The 25253-nt window shown below is 63.6% G+C and carries 21 protein-coding genes; 1 reads left to right on the forward strand and 20 read right to left on the reverse strand.

What is annotated here, in order from left to right; all coding sequences use genetic code 11:
* Positions 1–7 precede the first annotated feature (7 nt).
* From BM408_RS19210 to BM408_RS19285, 17 genes are all read right to left on the reverse strand, one after another.
* Positions 8–985 carry a D-alanine--D-alanine ligase gene (locus BM408_RS19210; protein ID WP_092131938.1) on the reverse strand — a complete coding sequence of 326 codons (978 nt, stop codon included), beginning with the start codon at positions 983–985 and terminating at the stop codon, positions 8–10.
* Entirely contained in the window at positions 982–2397 is a 1416-nt protein-coding gene (gene murC / locus BM408_RS19215) for a UDP-N-acetylmuramate--L-alanine ligase (protein ID WP_092131940.1), read from the reverse strand. The genes BM408_RS19210 and murC overlap by 4 nt, the downstream gene beginning before the upstream one ends.
* The gene (murG, locus tag BM408_RS19220; protein WP_092131941.1) at positions 2394–3476 is read right to left on the reverse strand and encodes an undecaprenyldiphospho-muramoylpentapeptide beta-N-acetylglucosaminyltransferase; all 1083 of its coding nucleotides are present in this window, start codon (positions 3474–3476) and stop codon (positions 2394–2396) included. The genes murC and murG overlap by 4 nt, the downstream gene beginning before the upstream one ends.
* Positions 3473–4729, reverse strand: coding sequence for a putative lipid II flippase FtsW (gene ftsW / locus BM408_RS19225; protein ID WP_092131943.1), 1257 nt, complete (start codon positions 4727–4729; stop codon positions 3473–3475). The genes murG and ftsW overlap by 4 nt, the downstream gene beginning before the upstream one ends.
* Positions 4726–6543, reverse strand: a complete 1818-nt coding sequence (murD, locus tag BM408_RS19230; RefSeq protein ID WP_092131944.1) for a UDP-N-acetylmuramoyl-L-alanine--D-glutamate ligase — start codon at positions 6541–6543, stop codon at positions 4726–4728. The genes ftsW and murD overlap by 4 nt, the downstream gene beginning before the upstream one ends.
* A gap of 6 nt (positions 6544–6549) precedes the next feature.
* Positions 6550–7728: a phospho-N-acetylmuramoyl-pentapeptide-transferase gene (gene mraY / locus BM408_RS19235; RefSeq protein WP_092131946.1), complete on the reverse strand. Its 1179-nt coding sequence runs from the start codon at positions 7726–7728 to the stop codon at positions 6550–6552.
* Positions 7718–9127, reverse strand: coding sequence for a UDP-N-acetylmuramoyl-tripeptide--D-alanyl-D-alanine ligase (gene murF / locus BM408_RS19240; protein ID WP_092131948.1), 1410 nt, complete (start codon positions 9125–9127; stop codon positions 7718–7720). The genes mraY and murF overlap by 11 nt, the downstream gene beginning before the upstream one ends.
* On the reverse strand, positions 9124–10629 hold the full coding sequence (locus tag BM408_RS19245; RefSeq protein WP_092131949.1) for a UDP-N-acetylmuramoyl-L-alanyl-D-glutamate--2,6-diaminopimelate ligase: 1506 nt from the start codon (positions 10627–10629) through the stop codon (positions 9124–9126). Before BM408_RS19245 ends, murF begins: the two co-directional genes overlap by 4 nt.
* Positions 10626–12359 carry a peptidoglycan D,D-transpeptidase FtsI family protein gene (locus BM408_RS19250; protein WP_092131951.1) on the reverse strand — a complete coding sequence of 578 codons (1734 nt, stop codon included), beginning with the start codon at positions 12357–12359 and terminating at the stop codon, positions 10626–10628. The genes BM408_RS19245 and BM408_RS19250 overlap by 4 nt, the downstream gene beginning before the upstream one ends.
* A complete protein-coding gene (ftsL, locus tag BM408_RS19255) occupies positions 12356–12664 on the reverse strand; it encodes a cell division protein FtsL (RefSeq protein ID WP_092131953.1) in 309 nt (102 codons plus the stop codon). Before ftsL ends, BM408_RS19250 begins: the two co-directional genes overlap by 4 nt.
* 16 nt (positions 12665–12680) lie before the next feature.
* Positions 12681–13598, reverse strand: coding sequence for a 16S rRNA (cytosine(1402)-N(4))-methyltransferase RsmH (gene rsmH, locus BM408_RS19260; RefSeq protein WP_092131955.1), 918 nt, complete (start codon positions 13596–13598; stop codon positions 12681–12683).
* 9 nt (positions 13599–13607) lie between these two features.
* Positions 13608–14036, reverse strand: coding sequence for a division/cell wall cluster transcriptional repressor MraZ (gene mraZ, locus BM408_RS19265; protein WP_092131956.1), 429 nt, complete (start codon positions 14034–14036; stop codon positions 13608–13610).
* 499 nt (positions 14037–14535) lie between these two features.
* Positions 14536–16368, reverse strand: a complete 1833-nt coding sequence (locus BM408_RS19270; RefSeq protein ID WP_092131958.1) for an STAS domain-containing protein — start codon at positions 16366–16368, stop codon at positions 14536–14538.
* Positions 16369–16415: 47 nt separating this feature from the next.
* Entirely contained in the window at positions 16416–17459 is a 1044-nt protein-coding gene (gene dksA / locus BM408_RS19275; RefSeq protein ID WP_092131959.1) for an RNA polymerase-binding protein DksA, read from the reverse strand.
* The gene (locus BM408_RS22830; protein WP_139237383.1) at positions 17456–17767 is read right to left on the reverse strand and encodes a hypothetical protein; all 312 of its coding nucleotides are present in this window, start codon (positions 17765–17767) and stop codon (positions 17456–17458) included. Before BM408_RS22830 ends, dksA begins: the two co-directional genes overlap by 4 nt.
* Before the next feature lie 42 nt (positions 17768–17809).
* Positions 17810–18880, reverse strand: coding sequence for a CobW family GTP-binding protein (locus BM408_RS19280; protein ID WP_092131961.1), 1071 nt, complete (start codon positions 18878–18880; stop codon positions 17810–17812).
* 175 nt (positions 18881–19055) lie between these two features.
* The gene (locus BM408_RS19285) at positions 19056–20246 is read right to left on the reverse strand and encodes a class I SAM-dependent rRNA methyltransferase (protein WP_092131963.1); all 1191 of its coding nucleotides are present in this window, start codon (positions 20244–20246) and stop codon (positions 19056–19058) included.
* A 113-nt stretch (positions 20247–20359) separates the two neighbouring features.
* Between BM408_RS19285 and BM408_RS19290 the strand changes: the two genes are divergently transcribed.
* On the forward strand, positions 20360–22210 hold the full coding sequence (locus BM408_RS19290; RefSeq protein ID WP_092131964.1) for a sensor domain-containing diguanylate cyclase: 1851 nt from the start codon (positions 20360–20362) through the stop codon (positions 22208–22210).
* Between the two features lie 16 nt (positions 22211–22226).
* On the opposite strand, the gene BM408_RS19295 is transcribed toward BM408_RS19290, so the two are convergent.
* The 3 genes from BM408_RS19295 to dapF all read right to left on the reverse strand — a co-directional run bounded on the left by BM408_RS19295 (position 22227) and on the right by dapF (position 24949).
* On the reverse strand, positions 22227–23288 hold the full coding sequence (locus tag BM408_RS19295; protein ID WP_254774885.1) for a tyrosine recombinase XerC: 1062 nt from the start codon (positions 23286–23288) through the stop codon (positions 22227–22229).
* A gap of 14 nt (positions 23289–23302) precedes the next feature.
* Entirely contained in the window at positions 23303–23998 is a 696-nt protein-coding gene (locus BM408_RS19300) for a DUF484 family protein (RefSeq protein WP_092131966.1), read from the reverse strand.
* A 78-nt stretch (positions 23999–24076) separates the two neighbouring features.
* Positions 24077–24949 (reverse strand): diaminopimelate epimerase, encoded by an 873-nt coding sequence (gene dapF / locus BM408_RS19305; RefSeq protein WP_092131967.1) that lies wholly within the window; start codon positions 24947–24949, stop codon positions 24077–24079.
* Positions 24950–25253 lie beyond the last annotated feature (304 nt).

The following is a 25253-nucleotide window of genomic DNA, read 5'->3' on the forward strand; positions in this document are numbered from 1 at the left end:
GTTCGGCTCAAGTGGCGCCTCCTCCGTGCTTCTGGTGATCCAGCGAAGCCGTCTGCAACACCTGCACACAAAGGTCTTCATACGAGATGCCGGCCGCGCGGGCGGACATGGGCACCAGCGAATGGCTGGTCATGCCGGGCGAGGTGTTGAGCTCCAGCAGATAGGGCTTGCGCGTGACCTTGTCGATCATCACGTCGGCACGGCCCCAGCCGCGGCAATTGAGGATGCGAAAGGTATCAAGCACCAGTTGCTGGATGGCGGCCTCTTCGCCTTCCGGCAAACCGCAAGGCACCAGGTACTGCGTGCTGTCGGTGAAGTATTTGTTCTGGTAGTCGTAGTTGCCGTCGGGCGCCACGATGCGGATGACGGGCAGCGCGCGCGCCTCGGCGCCTGTGCCCAGCACCGGGCAGGTCACCTCGTCGCCGCTGATGAATTGTTCGCACAAGACGTCAGCATCGAGCTTTTCGGCCTGCGCCACGGCTTCGGCCATGCCGGAGCGCTCAGTCACCTTGGTCAGCCCGATGGACGAGCCTTCGCGCGCCGGCTTGACGATGAGCGGCAGGCCCAGCGCATCCGGCAGAGCCGCGATATCGGCAGCGCCATAAGCACCGCGGCGCAGCAGGCGGTATTGCGGCGTCGGCAGGCCTTCGGAAATCATCACCCGTTTGGTCATGACCTTGTCGATGGCCATGCTGGAGGCCATGACGCCCGAGCCGGTGTAAGGAATGCCCAGCAACTCGAGCGCGCCCTGCACCGTGCCGTCCTCGCCGAACCGCCCGTGCAGTGCGATAAAGCAGCGCTCAAACCCGTCTTTTTTCAGCTCGCTCAGGTCGCGCTCGGCCGGATCAAAGGCATGGGCGTCCACGCCGCGCGAGCGCAATGCCTTCAGCACGCCGCTGCCCGACATCAGCGAGACCTCGCGCTCGGCCGACATGCCGCCCATCAGAACGGCGACTTTTCCAAAGTTCACGGTGTTCTCTTTCATGTTCGGGTCCCTGCGGGCTCCAGCATTTCAACGACTCTGGCGGGCACCTGGCCAATCGACCCTGCCCCCATGCACATCACGACATCACCGGCCAGCGCGTTGTCCAGGATGGCCTGCGGCATGGTGTCGATTTCGTCCACAAAGACGGGCTCCACCTTGCCGGCCACACGCAGTGCGCGCGCCAGCGAACGGCCGTCGGCAGCCACGATAGGCGCTTCGCCGGCGGCATACACCTCCGACAGCAGCACCGCGTCGGCGTTGCCGATCACCTTGACGAAGTCTTCAAAGCAGTCGCGCGTGCGGGTGTAGCGATGCGGCTGGAAGGCCAGCACCAGCCGGCGGCCGGGGAATGCGCCGCGCGCGGCTGCCAGGGTGGCGGCCATCTCAACCGGGTGGTGGCCGTAGTCTTCGATCACAGTGAAGTGACCGCCGCCTTTGGCCGGCAGGTCGCCATAACTCTGGAAGCGCCGGCCCACGCCGCGGAATTCGGCCAGGGCTTTTTGCACCGCGGCGTCGGGCACATTGAGTTCGACGGCAATCGCAATGGCCGAGAGCGCATTGAGCACGTTGTGCTCGCCGGCGAGGTTGAGCACCACTTCCATGTCGGGCAAGGTGACGCCATTGCGGCGTTGCGCCGTGAAATGCATTTGCGCGCCCACTGGCCGCACATTGACGGCGCGCACCTGCGCGCCTTCGTTAAAGCCGTAGCTGGTGATGGGGCAGGACACTTGCGGCACGATCTCGCGCACAGCCGGGTCGTCGGTACACAGAATGGCTGTGCCGTAGAAAGGCATGCGGTGCAGGAAGTCGACAAAAGCCTTCTTGAGGTTGCCGAAGTCGTGGCCGTAGGTTTCCATGTGGTCGGCGTCGATATTGGTGACAACCGCCATCACGGGCAGAAGATTGAGGAAGGAAGCATCCGACTCGTCGGCTTCCACCACGATGTAGTCACCCGAGCCCAGCTTGGCGTTGGCGCCGGCACTGTTGAGCCGCCCGCCAATCACAAAGGTCGGGTCCAGCCCGCCTTCGGCCAGCACGCTGGCCACCAGGCTGGTCGTCGTGGTCTTGCCGTGCGTCCCTGCAATGGCAATGCCCTGCTTCAGGCGCATCAGCTCGGCCAGCATCAGTGCGCGCGGCACCACCGGAATGCGCTTTTCGCGCGCCGCCAGCACCTCGGGGTTATCGGCCTGCACGGCGGTGGAGGTCACCACCGCATCGACGGCGGCCAGGTTGCTTGCCGCATGGCCGACGAAGGTCTTGATGCCGAGCTTGGCCAGGCGCCGCAGCGTGGCGCTGTCCGACAGGTCGGAGCCGGAGATCACGTAGCCCAGGTTGTGCAGCACCTCGGCAATGCCGGACATGCCGGAGCCGCCCAGGCCGATGAAGTGGATGTTTTTGATGGCGTGTTTCATGTCGCCAGTTCCTCGCAAGCGGCCACTACGCGGGCCGTCGCATCTGTTTTTTGCATTGTTTTGGCCTGCAGACCGCATTGGATGAGCGCAGGCCGCTCTGTTTTTTGTAGCATTGAAGCGAGCTGTTCAGGCGCCAGGTCACGCTGCTGGATGAGCCAGCCGCCGCCCTGGTCCACCAGGAACTTCGCATTGGCGGTCTGGTGATCGTCGACCGCAGCCGGAAAAGGCACGAACAGCGCCGCGGCGCCAACCGCTGCGATTTCAGTCACGGTGCTGGCGCCGGCGCGGCAGATGATCATGTCGGCATCGGCAAAGGCCTGCGCGGTGTCTTCAATAAAGGGCGTGAGTTCGGCCGTTACGCCGGCTGCGGCGTAGTTGGCGCGCAGCTCGTCAATCTGCTGGGCGCCGCTTTGGTGAGTAACCTGCGGGCGCTCGCCTTCAGGAATCAAGGCCAGGGCCTTGGGCACAAGATCGTTCAGCCCGCGAGCGCCCAGGCTGCCACCGACCACCAGCAACTTCAGCGGGCCGGTGCGGCCCGCAAAACGTTCAGCAGGGCCGGGCTGGCGCAGGAATGCCGGGCGCAAGGGGTTGCCCACCCACTCGGCCTTGCGGAACACATTCGGGAAAGCGGTGAAGACGCGGTCGGCCACGCCCGCCAGCACCTTGTTGACCATGCCCGCCACCGAGTTCTGTTCATGCAGCACCAGTGGCTTGCCCAGCAGCACGCTCATCATCCCCGCAGGAAAGCTGATGTAGCCGCCCAGGCCCACCACCACGTCGGGCTTGACGCGGCGCACCACCTGGATGCTCTGCCAGAAGGCCTTGAGCAGACGCAGCGGCAGGAACACCAGCGTGGCTGGGCCCTTGCCGCGTACACCGGAAAATTCGATGTGCTCGAACGGAAAACCGCGCGGAGGCACCAGCTGGCTTTCCATACTGGGACGCTGGGTGCTGCCAAGCCCGCCCAGCCAGTGCACGCGCCAGCCGCGTTCACGCAGGGCCTCGGCCACGGCCAGGCCCGGGAAGATGTGGCCGCCCGTTCCGCCGGCCATCACGAGAGCGCAGTGCTGCTTGCTCATGCGCGCCCCCCTCTCATCAGCAGACGGTTCTCGTAGTCAATCCGCAGCACGACAGCCAAAGCGATCAGGTTCATCAAGATGGCCGAACCGCCGTAACTCATTAGCGGCAAAGTCAGCCCCTTGGTCGGCAAAGCGCCCAGGTTCACGCCGATGTTGATAAAGGTCTGGAAACCCATCCAGATGCCGACACCCTGCGCCACCAGGCCGGCAAAGAGCCGGTCCAGCGCGATGGACTGGCGGCCGATGTGCATGATGCGGCGCGTCATCCACATGAAGAGGCCAATCACCGTGAGCACGCCCAGCAGGCCGAACTCTTCGCCGATCACGGCCATCAGGAAATCGGTGTGCGCTTCAGGCAGCCAGTGCAGCTTTTCAATGCTGCCGCCCAGGCCCACGCCAAAGATTTCGCCGCGCCCGAAAGCGATCAGCGAATGCGACAGCTGGTAACCCTTGCCCATGGAGTATTTGTCGCTCCAGGGATCGAGGTAAGCAAAGATCCGCTCGCGCCGCCATTCGCTGAGCATCACCATCAAGCCGAAGGCGACCACCACCACGGTGGCAATCACAAAAAACATGCGGGCATTGACGCCGCCCAGAAAGAGGATGCCCATGGCGATGACCGAGATCACCATGAAGGCGCCCATGTCGGGCTCGGCCAGCAGCAAGAGACCCACGATGGCAATCGCAATCGCCATGGGCATGACGGCGCGGAAGAAGCGTTCCTTCACTTCCATCTTGCGCACCATGTAGTCGGCGGCGTAAAGCAGCACCGCAAACTTCGCCAGCTCCGAGGGCTGAAAGTTCATGATGCCCAGCGATATCCAGCGGCGGGCGCCATTGACGCCCTTGCCGATAAAGGGCACCAGCACGAGGATCAACAACAGCAGCGAGATGACAAACAGCCACGGCGCCAGCTTTTCCCAGGTGGCCAGCGGCACCTGAAACGCCAGAACCGCGACGATGAAAGCCACGACTAGCGAAAGTATGTGACGCATCAGGAAATGCGTGTGCGCATAGCGCGCGAATTTCGGGTTGTCGGGCATGGCGACGGAGGCCGAGTACACCATCACCAGGCCCCACATCAACAAGGCCACCGTGACCCAGAGCAGCGCCTGGTCAAAACCGGCCATGCGCACGGGCGGCTTGGCCAGCGTTCGGGACACGCTCTGCCCGCCCAGCCGCACGGGCAGCACATCCGCCGCGGCCTTGCCGAAGCCGGAGAACCAGCCAGAGATGCGTGCAACGGCTGTCACAGCACGGCTCCCTGTTCCCGGGCCAGCGCCTGCACTGCGTCACAAAAGACACGGGCGCGGTGCTCGTAGTTGTCGAACATGTCAAAGCTGGCGCAGGCTGGCGACATCAGCACGGCATCGCCGGTGGTCGCCTGCTGCGCCGCCAGAGCGACTGCTTCTTCCATGGATGCCGCATCGAACATCGGAATATTGCGCGGCAAGGCTTCCTTGATGAGGGGCGCGTCACGCCCTATCAGCACCACAGCACGGACATGGCGCTGCACAGGGTCGGCCAGCGGTGAGAAATCCTGCCCCTTGCCTTCGCCGCCGAGAATGAGCACCAGCTTGCGCTCCAGGCCCAACCCCGTCAGCGCGGCCACCGTTGCGCCCACATTGGTGCCCTTGCTGTCGTCGAAGTACTCGACATCATTGATGATGGCCACCGACTCGACGCGGTGCGGCTCGCCGCGGTATTCGCGCAGGCCGTGCAGCATGGGGGCCAGGTTGCAGCCCGCAGCTACGGCCAGGCCCAGCGCTGCCAGCGCATTGGTGGCGTTGTGCCGCCCGCGTATGCGCAAAGCCTCGATAGGCATGAGCCGCTGCACATGCAGCTCCACTTCTTCGTCCTTGCGGCGTTTGATGGTTTCATCGGCCTCGGCCGCACGTACCAGCCAGGTCATGCCGTTGACGGTTTCAATGCCGTAGTCGCCGGGGCGTTGCGGTTCGCCCGCGCCGAAGGTGGCGTGGGGACGGACTTGCGGCGGCTTCAGACGCACTTTGACAGGCGGCGGCAGCATGGCCATCACACGCTCATCGTCACGATTGAGCAGCATGAAGGTGCTGCTGCCAAAGACTTTGGCTTTCGCCGCGACGTAGGCATCCATGTCGCCGTGCCAGTCGAGGTGGTCTTGCGTGATGTTGAGCACCACGGCGGCCGTCGGTTCAAAGCCCTGCACGTCGGCGAGCTGGAAGCTCGACAGCTCCAGCACCCAGACCTGTGGCAGGGTTTCGGCGTCCATGTGGGCCGACAGTGTGTCCAGCAGTGTGGGGCCGATGTTGCCCGCGACGGCGACGGTCTTCCCGGCGCGCTGCACCAGTTGGCCCAGCAGCGAGGTCACCGTGGTTTTGCCGTTGGTGCCGGTGATGGCCAGCACCTCGGGCCGGTAACCGGCTGGTTTTTCGGGCGGCACAAGACCGAGCAGTTCGGGAGTGGCAACGCCCTCACCGGCTTCCTCAAGAGTAACTGGCGCGCTCTCTGGGGCGTTGTCCGCCGCACCTTGCGCTGCTTGCGTATCGTCAGAAGCGCTGACCGGCACGCTGGTTTCATCCTCAAGCGCTTCGGCCGCGGCCAGCGCATCCGATGATTCCGTTTCACCCGGCACATCGGGTGCATCGAGTGCATCGGGTTGCGGTGCCTCAGACGCGGCTTCGGGGATGGCGAGAGGCGCCCCGGTTTCAGGCGCTTCTTCAACGGCCTCCGCGGCAGAAACATCGCGAAGATCGGCGAGCGCTCTGGCGAACAGATCAAGCTCACCGCCGACCGGCAAGCCGATCTCGCGCGCGGCATCGACCACAGGAGCGATCACCGCGGGCGCCAGCCCCGGCGAGCGGTAAACAGCGCGCACCGCCGTGCCTTGCACCAGCTCCGGCGTGAAAGCGCCGGCTATGAATGTCACCCCGGGCAGCTCCTGCCGCAGCGTGGGAAGCAGCGAAGGCGCCTCACGCGTGTCGGCAACCGTGACTGAAGCGCCGTGGCGCACGCACCAACGCGCCATGGCCAGGCCGGACGCACCCAGGCCCAGAATCAATACGGTTTGGTCTTGTAAATGCCGCATGCCTTGTTACCTGAGCTTCAAGGTTGAAAGGCCGATAAGGCAAAGCAGCATCGTGATGATCCAGAAACGCACAACTACCTGCGTTTCCTTCCAGCCGTTTTTCTCAAAATGGTGGTGCAGCGGCGCCATTTTGAAAAGGCGGCGCCCTTCACCAAACCGCTTCTTGGTGTACTTGAACCAGGCCACCTGCATCATCACGGAGAGTGCCTCGACGACAAAGATGCCGCCCATGATGGCCAGCACGATTTCCTGGCGCACGATGACCGCAATGGTGCCCAGCGCGGCGCCCAGCGCCAATGCGCCCACGTCGCCCATGAACACCTGCGCCGGATGCGTGTTGAACCAGAGAAAGGCCAGGCCCGCCCCGGCCATGGCCGAGCAGAAGATCAGCAACTCGCCCGAGCCGGGAATGTGCGGGAAGAGCAGGTATTTGGAGTAAACCGAACTGCCGGTGACATAGGCAAACACGCCGAGGGCAGAGCCCACCATCACCACCGGCATGATGGCCAGGCCATCCAGGCCGTCCGTCAGGTTGACGGCATTGCTGGAGCCCACGATCACGAGGTAAGTCAGGATCACAAAGCCGAAAACGCCCAGGGGGTAGCTGACTTCTTTCACGAAAGGAACCAGCAAACCCGCTTTGGGCGGCAAGTCCACGTCAAAACCGGATTGCACCCAGCTGAAGAACAGCTCCAGGACACGCATGTTGGAGCTCTCGGAGATGCTGAACACCAGGTAGAGCGCCGCGACCAGGCCGATGATGGACTGCCACATATATTTTTCGCGCGAACGCATGCCTTCCGGATCCTTGAGCACGACCTTGCGCCAGTCGTCCGCCCAGCCGATGGCGCCGAAGCCCAGCGTCACGATCAGCACAATCCAGACAAAACGGTTGGACAGGTCAAACCACAGCAGCGTGGAGATGCCGATGGCCAGCAGAATCAGCACACCGCCCATGGTGGGCGTGCCGCTCTTGCTCAAATGCGTTTGCATGGCGTATTGGCGGATAGGCTGGCCGATCTTGAGCGAGATGAGCCGGCGAATCACAAACGGCCCGGCCAGCAGGCCAATCAGCAGCGCCGTCAGCGCGGCCATGACGGCGCGGAAGGTCAAATACTGGAACACCCGAAAGAAACCGAATTCGGGGGAGATCGACTGGAGCCACTGGGCCAGACTAAGCAGCATGAGGCTCTTCCTTTTGATTTTGATGTTGTTGTGTTTGATCTTGCGCGTGCGCGGTGATGGCTTGCACCACACGTTCCATCTTCATGAAGCGTGAGCCCTTCACCAGCACACTGCCGGTGTGGGAGAGTTCGGCCAGCGCGGCAGCGATGAGCGCGTCCACGTCGCCGAAAACCTGCGCCTGGCCAAAGCCCGCCGCCGCGTTTTTCGACTGTTCACCCAAGGTGAAAAGTTTTTCAATGCCCAGGGCGCGTGCATGCCGCCCGGCTTCGTCATGGAACTGCGGCCCCTGGTCACCCACCTCGCCCATGTCGCCCATCACCATCAGGCGCGGCCCGGGCAGTTCGGCAAGCACCTCCAGCGCGGCGTGCATGGAGTCAGGATTGGCGTTGTAGGTGTCGTCCACCAGCGTCAGCACCCGGCCGGGCAGCGCCACGGCGATGGCGCGCGAACGGCCTTTGACCGGCACAAAAGCCGACAAGCCCGCAGAAATGGCAGCCAGAGGCACACCCGCCGCCAGCGCGCAGGCCGTGGCGGCCAAGGCGTTTTTGACGTTGTGCCGGCCGGCGATGTGCAGCGAGAACTCCGTCGCGCCGGCCGGCGTGGCAGCCGCTACCTTCCAGCAGCCATCACTCCATTGCGCCGTGCCGGTGACGTCTGCAGGGCCTGCAAGCGCAAATGTGAGCACCTTGCGTGAGCCCACCAGGCTCCGCCAGAGAGGCGTGTAGTCGTCGTCGGCAGGAAAGACCGCCGTGCCGGCCGCATCCAGCGACTGGAACACCGAACCGTTTTCGCGAGCGACGGCTTCCACTGTGGCCATGAACTCCAGGTGCTCGCGCTGCGCGTTGTTCACCAGTGCGACGGTCGGTTTCGCAAGTTCAGCCAGGTAGGCAATCTCGCCGGGATGGTTCATGCCAAGCTCAACGACACCGGCCTCATGCGCTGCCGACAGGCGCAGCAGCGTCAACGGCACACCAATGTCGTTGTTGAGGTTGCCTTCGGTTGAAAACGCCTTGTCGGCTTTCCAGGCGCGCAGGATGGCCGCGATCATCTGGGTGACGGTGGTTTTTCCGTTGCTGCCCGTTACTGCCACGAGGGGCAGTTGAAATTGCGATCGCCAGCCGGCGGCGAGTTTCCCCAGCGCCAGGCGTGTATCGGGCACTTCCAGGCCCGGCAAGCCGGCCTCAGCCAGCCCATGGTGCGCAATGGCCGCCACGGCGCCCTGCGCCTTGGCCTGCGCCAGAAATTCGTGGGCGTCGAAGCGCTCACCCTTGAGCGCCACAAACAAATCACCCGCCTGCAGGCTGCGCGTGTCGGTATTGACTCGCAAAGCCTTCACCTTGCCATCGCCCACCAGGCGGGCAGAGGGCAGCCAATTCAGGGCTTGTTGCAGGTTCATCATGCCGAGGCCCCTTGTGGGCTTTGTCCCGCTGCGGCTGCGGCAGCTTCAAGCGCCGCTTGCGCGTGGGCATGGTCGGAAAACGGCAGCTTCACGCCGGCCACTTCCTGAAAACTCTCGTGGCCCTTGCCCGCGAGCAAGACCACGTCATCCGGCCGGGCCAGGCTCAAGGCGTGCGCAATCGCTGCCGCCCGGTCAGCCTGCACATGGACGGCATCCCTGTGGCTCAGCCCCAGCAACACCTGGCAAATGATGGCCAGGGGGTTCTCGCTGCGCGGGTTGTCGCTGGTCACCACCACCTGGTCGGCATTCTTTTCAGCCACCGCGGCCATCAGCGGGCGCTTGGTCGCGTCTCTATCGCCCCCGCAGCCAAATACGCACCAGAGCTGGCCGCCGCGCCGCGACGCCGTGGGCCGCAACGCCAGCAAAACCTTTTCCAGAGCATCCGGTGTGTGGGCGTAGTCAATCACCACCAGAGGCTGGCCCGGCACGGCCAGCGTCTCGGCGCGGCCCGGAACCGGGAGTAACCCCGCGCAGGCGCCCACCGCATCGGCCAGAGGCACATCCATGGCGCGAAGCGCGGCCAGCACGCCGAGCAGATTGGAGACGTTGTACTGGCCCACCACCTGTGCGCGAACCGTGTGGCGCTCAGCGCCTTCCACGACGTCAAAACTCACGGCATCTGCGCCGTGTTCAATGTCGCGCGCCTGCAAGCGCGCGGGCTCAACACAGGACACCGTCCAGAGATCCAGCCCGCTATTCGCGAGTGACTCGTTCAGTTCAGCACCCTTGGCATCGTCGATATTGATGACCGCAGCCTTGAGGCCGGGCCAGCCAAACAGCGCCGCCTTGGCCTGCCAGTAGTCCTCCATGGAGGCGTGGTAGTCGAGATGGTCCTGGGTGAAATTGGTAAAGATGGCGACTTCAATGGCCGTCGCATCCAGGCGATGCTCCACTACGCCGATGGACGAAGCCTCCAGCGCACAGGCGGCAAAACCTTCGTCGGCAAAGCGCCGCAACTCCTGCTGCAACAGCACCGGGTCGGGTGTTGTCAGGCCGTTGGACACCATGGCGCCGGGCTCACCGATGCCCAGGGTTCCGATCAGTCCGCATTTGCGCCCGAGGCGGCCCAGGGCCTGCGCCAGCCACCAGGCGGTGGAGGTTTTGCCATTGGTGCCAGTGACGGCGGAAATCCGCAGCTGCCGGCTTGGCTGCTCGAAGTAGGCAGCCGCAATAGGCCCGGTCGCGGCCTTGAGGCCGGCGTATTCGGCGACTTTCTCGTCCCGCAAGTCGTAGGCCGCCGCACCGTCCTGCTCAACCAGGCAGGCCTTGGCGCCGGCAGCCAGCGCAGTACCTACAAACTTGCGGCCGTCCGTCGCCGCGCCGGGCCAGGCGATGAAGCCGTCGCCCTTTGCCACTTTGCGGCTGTCCGTCCAGAGACCGCCGGTCACGCGCTCGCGCAGCCAGACGGCAGCTTGCTCAGGGGTGTGGAGTTGCGTGCTCAAAACGACTCCTCCACAGCCTTGGTGGTGATTTGCGGCTTGACGCTCATGTCGGGCTGCACACCCATCATGCGCAGGGTCTGCTGCACCACTTCGCTGAAAACAGGCGCGGCGGCCACGCCGCCGAAGTAGTTGCCGTCGCTGGGCTCGTCGATCATCACGCCGACGATGATGCGCGGCGCCTCGATGGGCGCCATGCCGGTAAACCATGCGCGGTATTTGTTGGTGGCATATCCTTTGCCCACCTGCTTGTGCGCCGTGCCCGACTTGCCGCCTACCGAGTAGCCCACTGTCTGCGCCAGCGGGCCGGTGCCGCCCGGAGCCGCCGCCATCTGCAGCATCTTGCGAACGGCATGCGCGTTCTCGGCAGAAAAGACTTGCACGCCCACGGCGGGCTCGCTGCTCTTGAGCATGGTGGCGGGGATGATCCGGCCATCATGCGCGAACGCGGTGTAGGAGTGCGCCATCTGGAACAGCGAGGCCGACAAGCCGTAGCCGTAAGCCATCGTCGCCTGCTCAACGGGACGCCATGTCTTCCATGGCCGGACGCGCCCGGTGACGGCGCCGGGAAACTGGATCTGCGGTTTCTGCCCGTAGCCCAGCGCCATATAGGTCTCCCACATTTCCTGCGGGCTCATCTTTTGCGCAATCTTCAGTGCGCCGACGTTGCTGGATTTCTGGATGACACCTTCCACCGTCAGCGTGCCGTAGTTATGGGTATCGCTGATGGTGAAGCCGCCGATGTTGTAGCGGCCTGGCCCGGTTTCGATGATGGTTTGCGGCTTGATGCGTCCGGCCTCCAGCGCCATGGCGACCGTGATCGGCTTCATCGTGGAGCCGGGCTCGAAGGTGTCGGTCAGTGCACGGTTGCGCAGTTGCTCACCGGTCAGGTTTTTCCGCTTGTCGGGCACGTAACTCGGGTAGTTCACCAGCGCCAGCACTTCGCCGGTCGTGGAGTCCAGCACCACAACGCTGCCGGCCTTGGCCTTGCGTGCGATGACCGCGTCGCGCAGCTTCTGGTACGCGAAGAACTGCACCTTGCTGTCGATGCTCAGCTGAATATCTTTGCCTTCGACAGGATGCACCTGCTCGCCGACATCTTCGACCACACGGCCCAGGCGGTCCTTGATCACGCGGCGCGAACCGGCCTTGCCCGCCAGGTCCTTGTTAAAGGTCAGCTCTATGCCTTCCTGGCCGCGGTCCTCGACATTGGTGAAGCCCACCACATGGGCCACCGTTTCACCTTCAGGGTACTGGCGTTTGTATTCCTTGCGCTGATAGATGCCCTTGATGCCGAGCGCGTGGATTTTTTGCGCCACAGGCTCGTCGACCTGGCGCTTGATCCAGACAAAGGTCTTGTCTTCTTCGCCGAGTTTTTTGTTGAGATCGGCCAGGGGCATTTCCAGCAGCCGGGCCAGCTCGGCCAGTTGCGCCTTGCTGGCCTCAACGTCTTCGGGAATGGCCCAGATGCTGGGCGCCGGCACGCTGGACGCGAGGATCAGGCCGTTGCGGTCCAGGATGCGGCCGCGATTGGCGGGCAACTCCAGCGTGCGCGCAAAACGCACCTCACCCTGGCGCTGGAAAAAATCATTGCCAAAGATCTGGATATAGGCCGCGCGGCCGGCCAGCCCGGCAAAAGCCAGCGCCACGCCCGCCACGATGAATTTGCTGCGCCAGACGGGCGTCTTGCTGGCCAGCAAAGGGCTGGACGAGTAGAGAACGCTGCGGCTCATGGCTTGGCGCCTCCGGGTGCCGGCGCGGCCGCTGCAGGCTCGTCCTTGTAGGTCACGTATTGCGTGATGGCCGGCGTCACCGTGCGCATCTGCAGTTTTTCTTTGGCCAGCTTTTCGACCTTCAAGGGCGTGGCCTGCGCGCGCTTTTCCACTTGCAGGCGCTCGTTGTCCATTTCGATTTTCCGGGCCTCGGCCGTCGCTTTTTCAAGCTCGACGTACAGGCGGCGCGACTCGTACTGGGTGCGCACGAGGTAAAGCGCGCTGGCCAGCACGGCGAGCAGCAGCACAAGGTTCAGCCTTGCCATGGCGACGCTCCGGCTCTCATGCAGCCACCTCTGTGCGCTCGGCCACCCGCATCACGGCGCTGCGCGAGCGCGGGTTGCCGTCTACTTCTTCTTCGCTGGGCTTGGTGCGGCCAAGGGCCTTGAGCTGCATGGCCTTGGGTTCGGCGAAAGGCGCGCGGCGGTCGAACACCTCGCGCGAATGTGCGGCGATGAATTGTTTGACGATGCGGTCTTCGAGCGAATGAAAACTGATCACCACCAGACGGCCTCCCGGTTGGAGAACTTTCAGTGACGCGGCTAGCGCCTGTTGCAACTCTTCAAGCTCGGCGTTGATGAAAATCCGAAGAGCCTGAAATGTGCGCGTTGCAGGGTCCTTGCCCGGCTCGCGGGTTTTGACCGCGCCAGCCACGACTTCGGCCAGCTCAGCGGTGGTTCGAAGAGGGCCCCGTTCCTGTCGGCGACGATCAATCGCCTTTGCAATCTGTTGAGCAAACCGTTCTTCGCCATATTCACGAATCACCTCCGCCATGGTTTCTATGGATGCATCCACCAGCCACTCGGCCACGCTCTGGCCACGCGTGGTGTCCATGCGCATGTCCAGAGGCCCCTCTTGCCGAAAAGAAAAACCGCGCACCGGGTTGTCGATCTGCGGCGAACTCACGCCCAGGTCCATCAGCACGCCGGCCGCGCTCGCGGCGGGCAACTGCCCCAGGTGCATGAAGCCCTCGTGGCGAATGGAAAACCGCGGGTCGGTAATGGTTTGCGCCTCGGCGATGGCGTCCAGGTCTTTGTCGAAGGCCGTCAGGCGCCCCTGGGCCGACAGCTGCGACAGCAGAAGGCGCGAATGCCCGCCGCGCCCGAAGGTCGCGTCGACGTAGTGGCCGTCCGGGTTGACAAGAAGCGCCTCTATGGCTTCGTTCAACAGGACGGTGCGGTGTATCCATGTGCCGTTCACCGTCTTCTTTCAGAACGAAAAGTCTCTGAAGACATCGGGCATCTCGCCCTTCATCTGTTCGGCCTCCTGGGCCGCGTAGGTGGCGGCATCCCAGAGCTCGAAATAGCTGCCCATGCCCAGCAGCACCGTTTCTTTGCTGATGCCCGCGGCCGCGCGCAGCTCGGGCGACACCAGCACGCGGCCGGTGGCATCCATGTCCACGTCCATGGCATTGCCCAGGAAAATCCGCTTCCACCATTGGGCCTGCATCGGCAGCGAGGCGATGCGGTCACGAAATTTCTCCCACTCGTTGCGAGGGAAAATCATGAGGCATCCGTGTGGATGTTTTGTGATGGTGAGTTGGCTGGAAGCCGTCGCGCTCAGGACGTCACGATGCCGGGTCGGCACAGAGAGCCGCCCCTTGGTATCGAGAACTAACGATGAAGCGCCTTGAAACACTGCTACAAACCTTTAGAGAACACTTTTCACCACTAAATTGCACTTCTTCCCACTTTAGCAGGAAACCATTTGCAAACAAGGGATTTGAAACAAATTTTTTCAATGAAATCAAGGACTTAGAAGCGTCTGTGGATGCAGACCAATAATTAAATATCGTTCTAAATTAAGCACTTAGCAGATGCAGTGAAAGTATTGCTTTAACCCAATAGGGTGAAGCGCCCGATGCATTGCTTCAAAGAGGTGACTATTTCCGTCGCGGTTGCGAACGATGAGCTGCCATCCAACGGATGAGGGCTATAAAAAATATAGCAACAGCCTGAGGCAGTACAGGGGCTGGTGAATGGCGCTGCCGCGAGAGGCGGACTGCATCCGGATGCTGGAGGCGCTACAGGCACCGCAGGCGATACAGCTCGAAGAGCCGGGCCGGCAGTGCCGTCAAAGTGAAGCGAGGGGGAGAAGAGAAAAGAGGAAGAGAGGAGAGGAGAGGAAGGCGCAGACCTCAGTCGACGCGAACCAGCACCCTTGCGTGTTCGGTAATGCCGATCACATTGAAGAAGGCGGCAACCAGGCGGTTGACGTCGGAGAACTGGACGGCCCTGTTTTCGGCCTCACGGGCAGACACCCAGTTCAAAAGCGTTCCTGCGGCGGAAAAATCGACCCGGATCAGCTTGGAGCAGGAGATGAGCATCATGTCGGCGCCCATCAGCTTGACTTCCAGTTTGTCGAGTACCGCAATCGCGTCGCCCTGGATTTGCCCGGACAGCTCCACAGACAGCATGTTGCTCATTTGCGAGCTCATGGCGTCCATCTGGGTGTCGCCCTCGATGGCGCTGAGGCTGGACGGCGTGGAGTCGCGATACACATCGCCAATGATGGTCTGGCCGGAGACAGCACCCCCTTGCGCATCCAGCGGTTTGTATTCGCAGCGCGCGCTGTCCCAGGCCGGGGGCGAGACTTCGTAGGTCACACAAAAGTCGAGCGCGGCCAGCTCGAAATCGTCAGGGCGGTGTGTCACGCGCAGGGCTTCCATGCGCAGCTTCCACCAGTTCTGGTCGGTATCGCGGTTGCCCGACGGCGTGGCGGTTTCCAGCACCTTCTGCAGTTGCGGATCACCCAGGAAACGCAGTTGAACAGGCTGCGCCGCCCAGCCGCTGAATACCTTGCTCAGCGGCTCGAGGGCGGCCGGCTCAATGCTCTTGAGGTTCTTCCAGTCCAGGCGCCAGGGCATGGGCGCCTTGGCAATCGCCGCCTTGAGGGCCGCCACCGTCTGGATGCCCAGCACCGAGGGGCATATCCAGTCGGCGGCAGGACCGTTGCCGGCGGCAACCTTGCCCTCCGGCGTGCTGAGCAGTTTCACCATGTCGGGCATGGAGAACCACTGCGGCGCCGACCGGTCAAAACGCTCGACGAACTGGATGGCGGCGGTTTCGAATTTGTCTTGCTGGGCGGTGGCGCGGTAAAGATCAAAGAGCGTCAGCCAGGTCTCCGCATGGTCCGTACGTGCAGCGCCCGGTGCGAGGATTTCCAGCAAACCGGCTTCAGCGCCGGCGTCATCACCGTTGGCAAAGCGAATGGCGGCTTCTTCCAGTTCGGCGTCGTGCGCAACTTCTTCGACGTCGACCGCGTTGAATTTGGAGGCGGAAAAGCCGGATGCGCTGCTGTCCTGCGCCGACGGGACGCTTGGCGGGCTGCTGACAGGGGGCGCAGGAGGTTTGGCCGCAAAGCCGCCGCCCCGGGCTTCCGCCAGTGCGATGGACAAAGAGTCCGGCTCAGTCGGCAAGGGATCACTCTGCGTCATAGGCGCAGACGGCGGTTGGGCCGCCTTGGCCGCGGCCGATTGCAGCCCTGCCGGCGCTGTGGGCCGGTATGCGGCCGGCAGCGCGTTGTCCAGCAACGGGGCATGGACCGAAGCGGTGCTCCGGCCATGCGGCATGGAGGGCGGGGTCGAGCTGTCGACGTCGCCGCCATTCTTGGTCTTCCACCACTGCATGGACATCTGCGCTTCGATCTCGTCGATCTTCTTGAGCGTGGTGGCCCGGTCATCGGGCTTCGAAGGCATGCTGCTCTGGAAGAAAGAAGGCCTGCCGCCGGGGTCTTGCCCCACGCCCACCATGGCTTCGCGCTTGCGCATCTTGCGCAGCATGTCGAATTCACGCTTGCGCACAAAATCATTTTGCCGCTTGCGCTCTATCATTTCCTTGAGCAATTGCTTGCTCATGGCTTCGTCGCGGTCTGTGGGCGCAGCGTCCAGGTCGGCCCAGTTCGTGGCCGGATTCCGGACGAACTTGACCATCTTGGAGAGCAGGCCTGAAGCGGTATCTTCTTTGGACATGGTGGCGCGCGACTAAGACTGAACTTCTTTTAACCGGAAACCTGGCGTCAATCGCCAAACATTTTTTGCTTGAGCTCCCGGCGCTGCTGCGCTTCCAGGGACAAATTGGCCGTGGGGCGGGCAATCAGCCGGCCCACGCCGATGGGTTCGCCGGTTTCGTCGCAGTAGCCGTAGTCGCCGGAATCAATGCGGGCAATCGACTGTTCGATCTTCTTGAGCAGCTTGCGTTCCCGGTCACGGGTGCGCAGTTCAAGGGCGTGCTCTTCTTCGATCGTGGCGCGGTCCGCCGGATCGGGCACCACGACGGTGTCTTCACGCAGGTGTTCGGTGGTTTCGCCGGCACTGTTGTGGATGTCCTGCTTGAGCACCGACAGCTTGTGGCGAAAGAACGCGAGCTGCTTTTCGTTCATGTACTCGGAGTCGGGCATGGCCTTGACTTCGTCGTCGGTGAGCTGCTCGGCGGATTTGGTCTTCCAGTTGTTGGCAAGCTTGGGGTCTTTTTTGGCCGCCGCCTGGGGTGGCGGCGCGATCACGCGTTCGGTCATTGTGGAGTAACTGGCTTTGGCTGCGTCAGGCGCATGGGTTGGCACCATGGGTGCGGGAGGGGGTGATTGAGTGGCCACCCGGGCGGAACTGCGCCGGCCGGGCTTCAGGGGAGGCGGAGCCACCAGTCCGCCCTTGAGGGGGGCGGGCGCCGGCGCCGGAGCGGCCACAGGTGCGGCAACTTTGACGACAGGTTTGGCGGGCGCCTTGACTGGTGCTTTGGCAGCGGGCTTGGCGGCTGGCTTGGCAACAGCTTTTGCTGCGGGTTTGGCGGAAGGCTTTGACGGCGTTTTGGGCACAGGCTTGACGGGTTTGGCGACGGCCTTGGCTTTTGACGGCACTGGCTTGGCAGCGGTTTTCTTGGCGGCTGCGGGCTTTTTGGCTGGTGCGGCTTTCGCGGCAGGCTTGGCTTTGGCAACGGGTTTGGCAGGTTTTTTCACTGTCTTGGCTGCCGCCTTGGGCGCTGGCTTGGCCTTCGCGGCTGCTTTGGCAACCGGTTTGGCGGGGGCCTTGGCGGCCGGCTTGGTCTTCTTTGCTTGGGCTTTCACAATGTGTCTCCTCTGGAAAGCTGCCCCGGAACCACTTTCAGGGCCCTGAGGCGGCTTCCTGGCCAAACCGCGGCTGTACGGTTCGGCCCTTCCTGTTGCCAGATTTCCTGGTTTGTCTGCCGCACGCCAGTCATGAAAACCCCAACAAAGTGATTTTCAAGTGACATAAACCGCTTTTTAGCCGGTTTTCTGCTGGACGGGTCTCCCGATTCGATTTTTCGGGTATTTTGGTCGGCGCGCGATTGTAGCGGCTCGCCAGCCAGCTGTATTACCCGGCAAACAAATCGTTGGAGAATCGAGACAAACATGGGGCCCTCCGCCTTTTATAGGCTACAGGCGAACAGCCTACCTCAAACCAGGCATTGCTCCAGACCCTGCAAGAAAATATCTTTGGGCAAATCGATACCGATGAAGACCATCTTGCTGTTTTTCTTCTCGCCCTCGGCCCAGGCGGGCCCGAGGTCGCTGCCCATGAGCTGGTGCACGCCCTGGAAGATCACCTTGCGGTCGGTGCCCTCCATGTTCAGCACGCCCTTGTAGCGCAGCATGCGCGGGCCGTAGATGTTGACCACCGCGCCCAGGAAATCCTCGAGCTTGGCGGGGCTGAAAGCCTTGTCGGACCTGAAGACAAAACTCTTGACGTCATCGTCGTGGTGGTGATGGTGGCCATGGCCCTCATGCCCATCCTTGGCATCGTGTGCGTGTGAGGGGTGGTCGCAATGCTCGCCGTGCACATGGTCATGGTCGTGCCCGGCGTGGTCGTCTTCCTTGAGGAAATCGGGGTCGATGTCCAGCTTGGCATTGAGGTTGAAGCCGCGCAGGTCGAACACGTCCTTGATGGCGACTTCGCCGAAGTGCACGGTGCTTTGCGGCGCGCGCGGGTTCATGTGCTTGAGGCGGTGCATCAGCGCGTCGACTTCGTCCTTGGCCACCAGGTCTGATTTGCTGATGAAGATCTGGTCGGCAAAGCCCACCTGGCGGCGCGCCTCCTGGCGGTCGTTGAGCTGGTTGGCGGCATGTTTGGCGTCGACCAGCGTCAGGATGGAGTCCAGCAGGTATTGCTCGGCAATTTCCTCGTCCATGAAGAAGGTCTGCGCCACCGGGCCCGGGTCGGCCAGGCCGGTGGTTTCGATCACCACGCGCTCGAAGTCGAGCAGGCCCTTGCGCTTTTTGGCGGCCAGCAGCTGCAGCGTTTCGCGCAGGTCCTCGCGGATCGAGCAGCAAATGCAGCCGTTGTTCATCTGGATGATGTTTTCCTCGGTGTCGTTCACCAGGATTTCGTTGTCGATGTTTTCTTCGCCGAATTCGTTTTCGATCACGGCGATCTTCTGGCCGTGGGCTTCAGTCAGCACGCGCTTGAGCAGCGTGGTCTTGCCGGAGCCCAGAAAGCCGGTGAGTATGGTGACGGGAATCAAGCTCATGGTGTTACCTAAAAACGGGAAATTGCAGGAAAGGCGTGCGGCGCCGGCAGCGGGGCTGCCAGCACCCAAGCTGGGGAGTTTAGCGGTGGCTTCAAGCCCTGCGGACAAGACCCGGCGAATACCAATTCAGCCAACAGTCACTTTACAGACGCTGTCAAGCCCCCTGCGCGACGCCTCAGCCGCCTACCCGCTTCACCAGCACCAGCCCCTTGAGGTATTCACCCTCGGGGAAGGCCACCGTCATGGGGTGGTCGGGCGCGCCGCCCATGCGCTCGGAGATAAAGGCGTCCACACCGGCATCGATGCCGGCCGACGCGACGATCTTGTGGAAGAGGTCGGCGCTGATGCCGCCCGAGCACGAATAAGTGAACAAAACCCCGCCGGGCGACAGGATGGACAGCGCCAGGCGATTGATGTCCTTGTAGGCCCGCGCGGCGCGGTCGGCATGCGTGACAGTGGGCGCAAACTTGGGCGGGTCCAGCACGATGGCGTCGAAGCTGCGGCCTTCCTTCTGGTACTGGCGCAGCGAGGCATTCACGTCGGCGTCCAGCATGGTGGTGCGGCCGGCGTCAAAGCCGTTGAGTGCCACATTGGCCCGGGCCCGCTCAATCGCAGGGCCGGACGAGTCGATCGAGGTCACATGCCCCGCCCCGCCGGCCAGCGCCGCCACGGTAAAGCCGCCCGTGTAGCAATAGCAATTGAGCACGTTCTGGAACTTCAGGCGCCGTGCATAGGCGGCAAACCGGGCGCGGCTGTCGCGCTGGTCCAGATAGAAGCCGGTTTTATGGCCCTCGGCAATGTCCAGGCTGAGTTTCCAGTCGTGTTCGGTGATGGTGATGCCGGTCTCGCCCGAACCTTTAAGCCATCCGGTGACTTCCGGCAGGCCCTCGAGCGCCCGCGAACTCGCATCGGAGCGCTCATAAAGACGTGTGAGGCCGGTCTGTGCCAGCAAGGCATCGACGATCACGCCCTTCCACTTCTCCGCGCCGCAGCTGGAGAACTGCGCCACCAGCGTGTCGCCGTACTGGTCCACCACCAGACCCGGCAGGCCGTCGGATTCGCCGTGGATCAGCCGCCGGCCGTCGCTCTGGATCTCAAACCGCTCGCGGGCCTTCAGCGCCTGGGCAATGCGCGCCGAAAAGAAGGCCGCGTCGATGCGCTGGGCCTCGTCAAAGCTCCACACCCGCGCCCGGATCTTGGAGGCCGGGCTGAAGGCCGCCCAGCCCAGGAACTGGCCGGCATGGCTTTCGACCCGCACCGTTTCGCCGGCATCGCCCCCGCCTTTGGCGATGGCGCCGTCAAAAATCCAGGGGTGGCGCCGCAGCAAGGAACGCTCTTTGCCGTCCCGCAATCGAATTATTTTCATGGCGCTATTGTCGCGGCTGGGCTGTAGCGCCCCGCCCGGCCGGAATCACCTGCGCCACGTCCCCAAAACTGGGGAATGTCATGTTTGCGAAAGTTTGCGACAATCGTGGGTTAATGATTTTTACGTACATTTCACGGCAGTTGGGGAAATTCCAGCGAACGGCGCGCCTTGCAGGCAGCGGCATTCGCCGGCCTGCCGCCGCACGGACTTTGCTGCTGGGCCTGGCCATGAGCCTGCTGGTGGGCTCGCTGCTGGCCGTGACAAGCCTGGATGCACGCTCGCGCACTGTGCTCGACCTGGACACCCGCATCCAGCCGGTAGCCTTGCAGGACTGGGGCGACTACTGGATAGATAACACTGGCCGGTTCACGCCCGAGCAGGTCGCCGGCACGGAAAGCATCCCCTGGAAGCCGACACGCGGTGAAGCCATCTACCCGGTCACCAGCGGGCAGGCTATGTGGGTGCGCTTTAACGTGCCACCCGCGCCTGACGCCGAGCGCTGGTACCTGGAAGTGCCCTACCCTTCCATCGACAGGGCCTCGCTGTACACACTCGACGGCGCGGGCCAGTGGAACGAGCAGCGCGCCGGCGACCTGGTCGCGGTCAACAAGTGGCCGGTGCCGCACCGCCACCCCCTGCTGCCCATCGCACTGTCGGCCGAAGTGCCGACCAAATATTTGCTGCGGCTTGAAAACGGCCACGCCTTCAGCGTCCCGCTGCAGTTCATCAGCGAAAGCCGGCTGAGCTATTCGGAGCAGCGCGTCTCGCTGATCCTGGGCATCTTCTTCGGCCTGACCGGCCTGGCCGCGCTGATTTCCGCGCTGGGCGCCGTCTCTCTGCGTGATACCGCTTACGGCTTTTATGCCCTGTGCGTGACCTTGCTGGGTCTGACGCAGGCCACCGTCACCGGCATCGCGGGGCTGCACCTGTGGCCCGCCTGGCCGGAGTGGAGCGACGTCTCCACCTCGGTGCTGCCGATGCTGACGATGTCGGCCACGCTGCTGTTTATTTCCGCGGCGACGTCCCTGTACGAGCGTTCGCGGCGCCTGCATTGGCTTATGGTGGGCCAGGCCGTGCTGGGTGCCCTCACCGCCGTTGTGCTGGCGGTGATTCCCGCGGCGTCGCGGATGGACGTGTTCATCCCCATCATGCTGCTGCTGCAATTCAGCGGCATGCTGGTGCTGGGCTGGGCCTGGCGGCGCGGCGACCGCTTTGCGCCCTGGCTGATGCTGGCTTATGTGCCCGTGCTGATTGCCGCCGGCTGGACACTGGCGCGCAACGCCGAGCTGGTGCCCATCGGTTTCCTGACGCAGCACGGCATGCAGCTGGCCGTGGCGCTGCACCTGCCTATCGTGATGCTGGTGCTGATGCTGCGCAGCCAGCACCGGCGCGAAAACACCCGGCGTATCCAGGGCCTGGACCGGGTAGACCCGGCGACCGGCCTGATCAACGGCCATGTGTTCGCCGAGCGCCTGTTCCGCATGATCGCGCGCTCCGAACGGCTGCGCCACCAAAGCGCGGTGATGATCATCGACCTGGTCAACACCGAGCAGATCCAGCGCGACTTCGGGCGCAAGGCCGCCGACGAGCTGCCGCTGCGCGTGGCCGAGCGCCTGTTGTCGACCGCACGGGAGATCGACAGCGCCGCGCGCCTCTCTGAGCGGCGCTTTGGCATGCTGGTGGAAGGCCCTTTCAGCGCCGAAGACGCCGGCACGCTCGGGCCGCGCATCGTGGCGCGCTGCCTCATGCCCTACAAGGGCCTGCATGTGGACTGCGTGGCGCAGGTGCATGTGGCCTATGCGCTGGTGCCCCACAACGGCTCCAATGCGCAAGGGTTGCTGACGCAACTCGAGGAACGCCTGGCGTCGGCGCCCGCCGACAGCAAACGCGCGGTATTCATGCTGGGCGAAGCGCCGCCGCCAAGACCGCCCCGGCGCTCGCGGCTGGGCCCCCGGCCGCTCTAAAACCGGTCAGCCGGATTCAGTTTTTTTGTTTTGCCGGCGCTTTTGCTTCGGCTTCGGCTTCGACCGTAATCGGCGTAGCGGCACGGGCGGGCGCTTTGGACAGCGCCCGCGGATGGGCCGCGTCATACACCTTGGCCAGGTGCTGGAAGTCCAGCCGCGTATAGACCTGTGTGGTGGTGATGTTGGCGTGGCCCAGCAGCTCCTGCACGGCGCGCAAGTCACCGCTGGACTGCAGCACATGGCTGGCAAATGAATGGCGCAGCATGTGCGGATGCACCGGCGTGGCCAGCCCGGCCTGCAGTGAGCGCTGCTTCAGCCGCACGCGGATGTGCTGGGGCGTCAGGCGCGTGCCGCGCTGGTTGATAAAGAGCGCCGGGTCTTCACGCGCCCACTGGGCGCGCGCGGCCAGCCACTGCTGCAGCGAGCGCAATGCCGCGCCACCCACCGGCACGCTGCGCCGCTTGGAGCCCTTGCCCAGCACATAGGCCTCAGCCGCATCCACATCGATCCAGCCGCGCGCCTGGGCGCCGGCCTGCACATCCAGGCCCACCAGCTCGCCGATACGCAGGCCGCAGCCATACAGCAGTTCCGTGATGCACTGGTCGCGCAGCGCCAGCAGCGGGTCGCCCTGCGCCGCGTCGGGCTGGTAGGCGGCCAGCTGCACGGCTTCGTCCACGCTCAAGGCCTTGGGCAAAGGCTTGGCGGCCTTGGGCGCGCGCACGTCCTGCACCGGGTTGCCATTGACGAGGCCCTCACGGCCCAGCCAGGTGTAAAAGCCCCGCCAGCCCGACAGGATGAGCGCGATGCCGCGCCCGCTGCGGCCGGCGCCGTGCATTTGCGCGACCCAGCGCCGCATGTGCATGTTTTGCACCGCCGTGAGTTCGACATTCGCCTGGCGCGCGTTGGCCTCCAGTTTTTGCAAATCGAGTGCATAGAGCTCGACCGTGCGCTGGGCCAGGCGCTTTTCGACGCGCACATGCTCCAGGTAACGCTCGACCAGCGGATGGGAAGGCGGCAAGGGTGGCGAGGCGGCGTCAACGCCGCCTGGTCCGGACGCAAGAGGCGATTTTTGCGTCATGACGGCAGAGCTACTTACCGGGCGGTAGCCTGCTGGGGCCGCAGACGCGTCAGCGCCGCGCCGGCCAGCTCGCCCAGGCGTTCGAGGAAATCGGTGCCCATGCCGCTGTGAAAGCGTTCGGGGTCAGGCGAAGCCAACACCAGCAGGCCGCCGACTTCAGCGCCTTCCGCGCCGCGCAGCGGGATCAGCGCCATCGACAGCGCGACAGCAGGCTCAGGCAGCCAGTTGACCGCCTCAAAGCCGGAATTGACGCCGCAGTAAGGCGCACCCAGCGAAGACGCAAAGGTCTTGGCGTCTTCGCTCACGTCGGTGGCAAAGCTTTCGTCGGAAAAAATGCCGTTCACGTCCCAGACCTTGATGGCAGCCTGCGGGATCAGGAATTCGGTGGTGATGCCTTCGACAATGGCGCCCGGCAGGTCGCGCGCCTGCGCCGCCTGCAGCAGCTTGCGCGTCCAGCGCTGCATCTTGTCGGCAATCGCCACGTTGTCCTGGCCGTGGCGGATCATGTCGACCATCCGCGTCTCCAGCCCTTTGATCTTTTCGCGCAGCATGAGCGCCTGGCGCTCCTGAAGGCTGACGGCGCGGTTGCCGTGGCCGCTGGACAGCTGCACCGAAGCCAGCAGCTCGGCGTGGCGCTCGAAGAAGTCGGGCGTATTGGCCAGGAAATTGGCGATGTCGTCTTCGGTGATGGGATGTTCAGTTGGGTTCATGCCGGTATTGTCCCTAGTTTTGTGGCGGGCTCAAAGTCATCCTTTGCCCGCGTTACATCCGCTTTCGTCGAAAAACGTTTAGACCGTGTCTGGAATTTCAATCTCGGACTCGAACACGGTGGTCGCCGGCCCCGTCATCATGACAGGCGCATCCAGCTGCCCCGGCCATTCAATCGTGAGCTGGCCGCCACGCGTCATCACGTCGACCCGCGCATCCAGCAGGCCCCAGCGTATGCCTGCCACCACCGCCGCACAGGCGCCCGTGCCGCAGGCCAGGGTTTCGCCCACGCCGCGTTCATACACCCGAAGGCGGATTTGCCCGCGCGAGACCACCTGCATAAAGCCGGCGTTTACCCGGCGCGGAAAGCGCACATGGTTTTCAATCAGCGGGCCGGTTTCCAGCACCGGCGCCGTGTCCACATCGGCCACCAGCTGCACCGCGTGCGGGTTGCCCATCGACAGCGCGGCAATGAAGGGCGCCGCAGCTTGGCCCGCCAGCGCCAGCGGCCACTTCTCCCAAGGACCTTCTTTCACAGGCACAAGGCCAGTAGCGTCAAAAGGAATGCGCACCGGCTCAAACACCGGCGCGCCCATATCCACCGTCACACGCCCATCGGCCTGCATGCGCGGCTCAATAACGCCGCTCAGCGTCTTGACACGCACCACATCCTTGGTCGTGAGCCCCTGCTCCCGCACAAAACGCACAAAACAGCGCGCGCCATTGCCGCACTGCTCCACCTCGCCGCCATCCGCGTTGTGGATCACGTACTCAAAGTCGATGCCAGCCTCAGGCGCCGGCCGCACCGTGAGGATCTGGTCCGCGCCGACGCCGAAATGGCGGTCGGCCAGGAAACGGTATTGCGCGGTAGTCAGGCCCAGCGATTTTTTGGTTTCGTCGAGCATGACAAAGTCATTGCCCGCACCTTGCATTTTGGTAAATCGGATTCGCATCAAGGGATTATCGGCGGGCTTTACCAGCCCCATTCGGCTGTTCGGTATTAGGTTCCCGCTCCCGCCCCCGATTGCCCCTTCTGTCTGCGCCGAGGAGCGGAGGTCCAGACGGATAAGGGCAAAAACTTGTTTGAGCGAAGCGAGTTGTTTTTGACCCCGTCTGGACCGAGCACCACAGGCTGCCCGTAGCGAAGCGAAGGGACGCAGACAGTAGGGTCGCCTTTCTTTTGGGTACTTTTCTTTGGCGAAGCAAAGAAAAGTGCCTCGCCCGCCGGGGCGAGACCCGGCCAGCGATCTCAGAAAA

This window comes from Polaromonas sp. YR568 (genome assembly GCF_900116715.1).
Lineage (GTDB): Bacteria > Pseudomonadota > Gammaproteobacteria > Burkholderiales > Burkholderiaceae_C > Polaromonas.

Excerpts from the sequence above, each read along its gene's own strand:
- BM408_RS19210 (WP_092131938.1), bottom strand. The coding sequence starts at position 985 with ATGAAAGAGAACACCGTGAACTTTGGAAAAGTCGCCGTTCTGATGGGC.
- murC (WP_092131940.1), bottom strand. The coding sequence starts at position 2,397 with ATGAAACACGCCATCAAAAACATCCACTTCATCGGCCTGGGCGGCTCC.
- murG (WP_092131941.1), bottom strand. The coding sequence starts at position 3,476 with ATGAGCAAGCAGCACTGCGCTCTCGTGATGGCCGGCGGAACGGGCGGC.
- murD (WP_092131944.1), bottom strand. The coding sequence starts at position 6,543 with ATGCGGCATTTACAAGACCAAACCGTATTGATTCTGGGCCTGGGTGCG.
- mraY (WP_092131946.1), bottom strand. The coding sequence starts at position 7,728 with ATGCTGCTTAGTCTGGCCCAGTGGCTCCAGTCGATCTCCCCCGAATTC.
- murF (WP_092131948.1), bottom strand. The coding sequence starts at position 9,127 with ATGATGAACCTGCAACAAGCCCTGAATTGGCTGCCCTCTGCCCGCCTG.
- BM408_RS19250 (WP_092131951.1), bottom strand. The coding sequence starts at position 12,359 with ATGAGCCGCAGCGTTCTCTACTCGTCCAGCCCTTTGCTGGCCAGCAAG.
- ftsL (WP_092131953.1), bottom strand. The coding sequence starts at position 12,664 with ATGGCAAGGCTGAACCTTGTGCTGCTGCTCGCCGTGCTGGCCAGCGCG.
- BM408_RS19270 (WP_092131958.1), bottom strand. The coding sequence starts at position 16,368 with ATGTCCAAAGAAGATACCGCTTCAGGCCTGCTCTCCAAGATGGTCAAG.
- BM408_RS22830 (WP_139237383.1), bottom strand. The coding sequence starts at position 17,767 with ATGTTTGTCTCGATTCTCCAACGATTTGTTTGCCGGGTAATACAGCTG.
- BM408_RS19280 (WP_092131961.1), bottom strand. The coding sequence starts at position 18,880 with ATGAGCTTGATTCCCGTCACCATACTCACCGGCTTTCTGGGCTCCGGC.
- BM408_RS19285 (WP_092131963.1), bottom strand. The coding sequence starts at position 20,246 with ATGAAAATAATTCGATTGCGGGACGGCAAAGAGCGTTCCTTGCTGCGG.
- BM408_RS19290 (WP_092131964.1), top strand. The coding sequence starts at position 20,360 with ATGATTTTTACGTACATTTCACGGCAGTTGGGGAAATTCCAGCGAACG.
- BM408_RS19295 (WP_254774885.1), bottom strand. The coding sequence starts at position 23,288 with ATGACGCAAAAATCGCCTCTTGCGTCCGGACCAGGCGGCGTTGACGCC.
- BM408_RS19300 (WP_092131966.1), bottom strand. The coding sequence starts at position 23,998 with ATGAACCCAACTGAACATCCCATCACCGAAGACGACATCGCCAATTTC.
- dapF (WP_092131967.1), bottom strand. The coding sequence starts at position 24,949 with ATGCGAATCCGATTTACCAAAATGCAAGGTGCGGGCAATGACTTTGTC.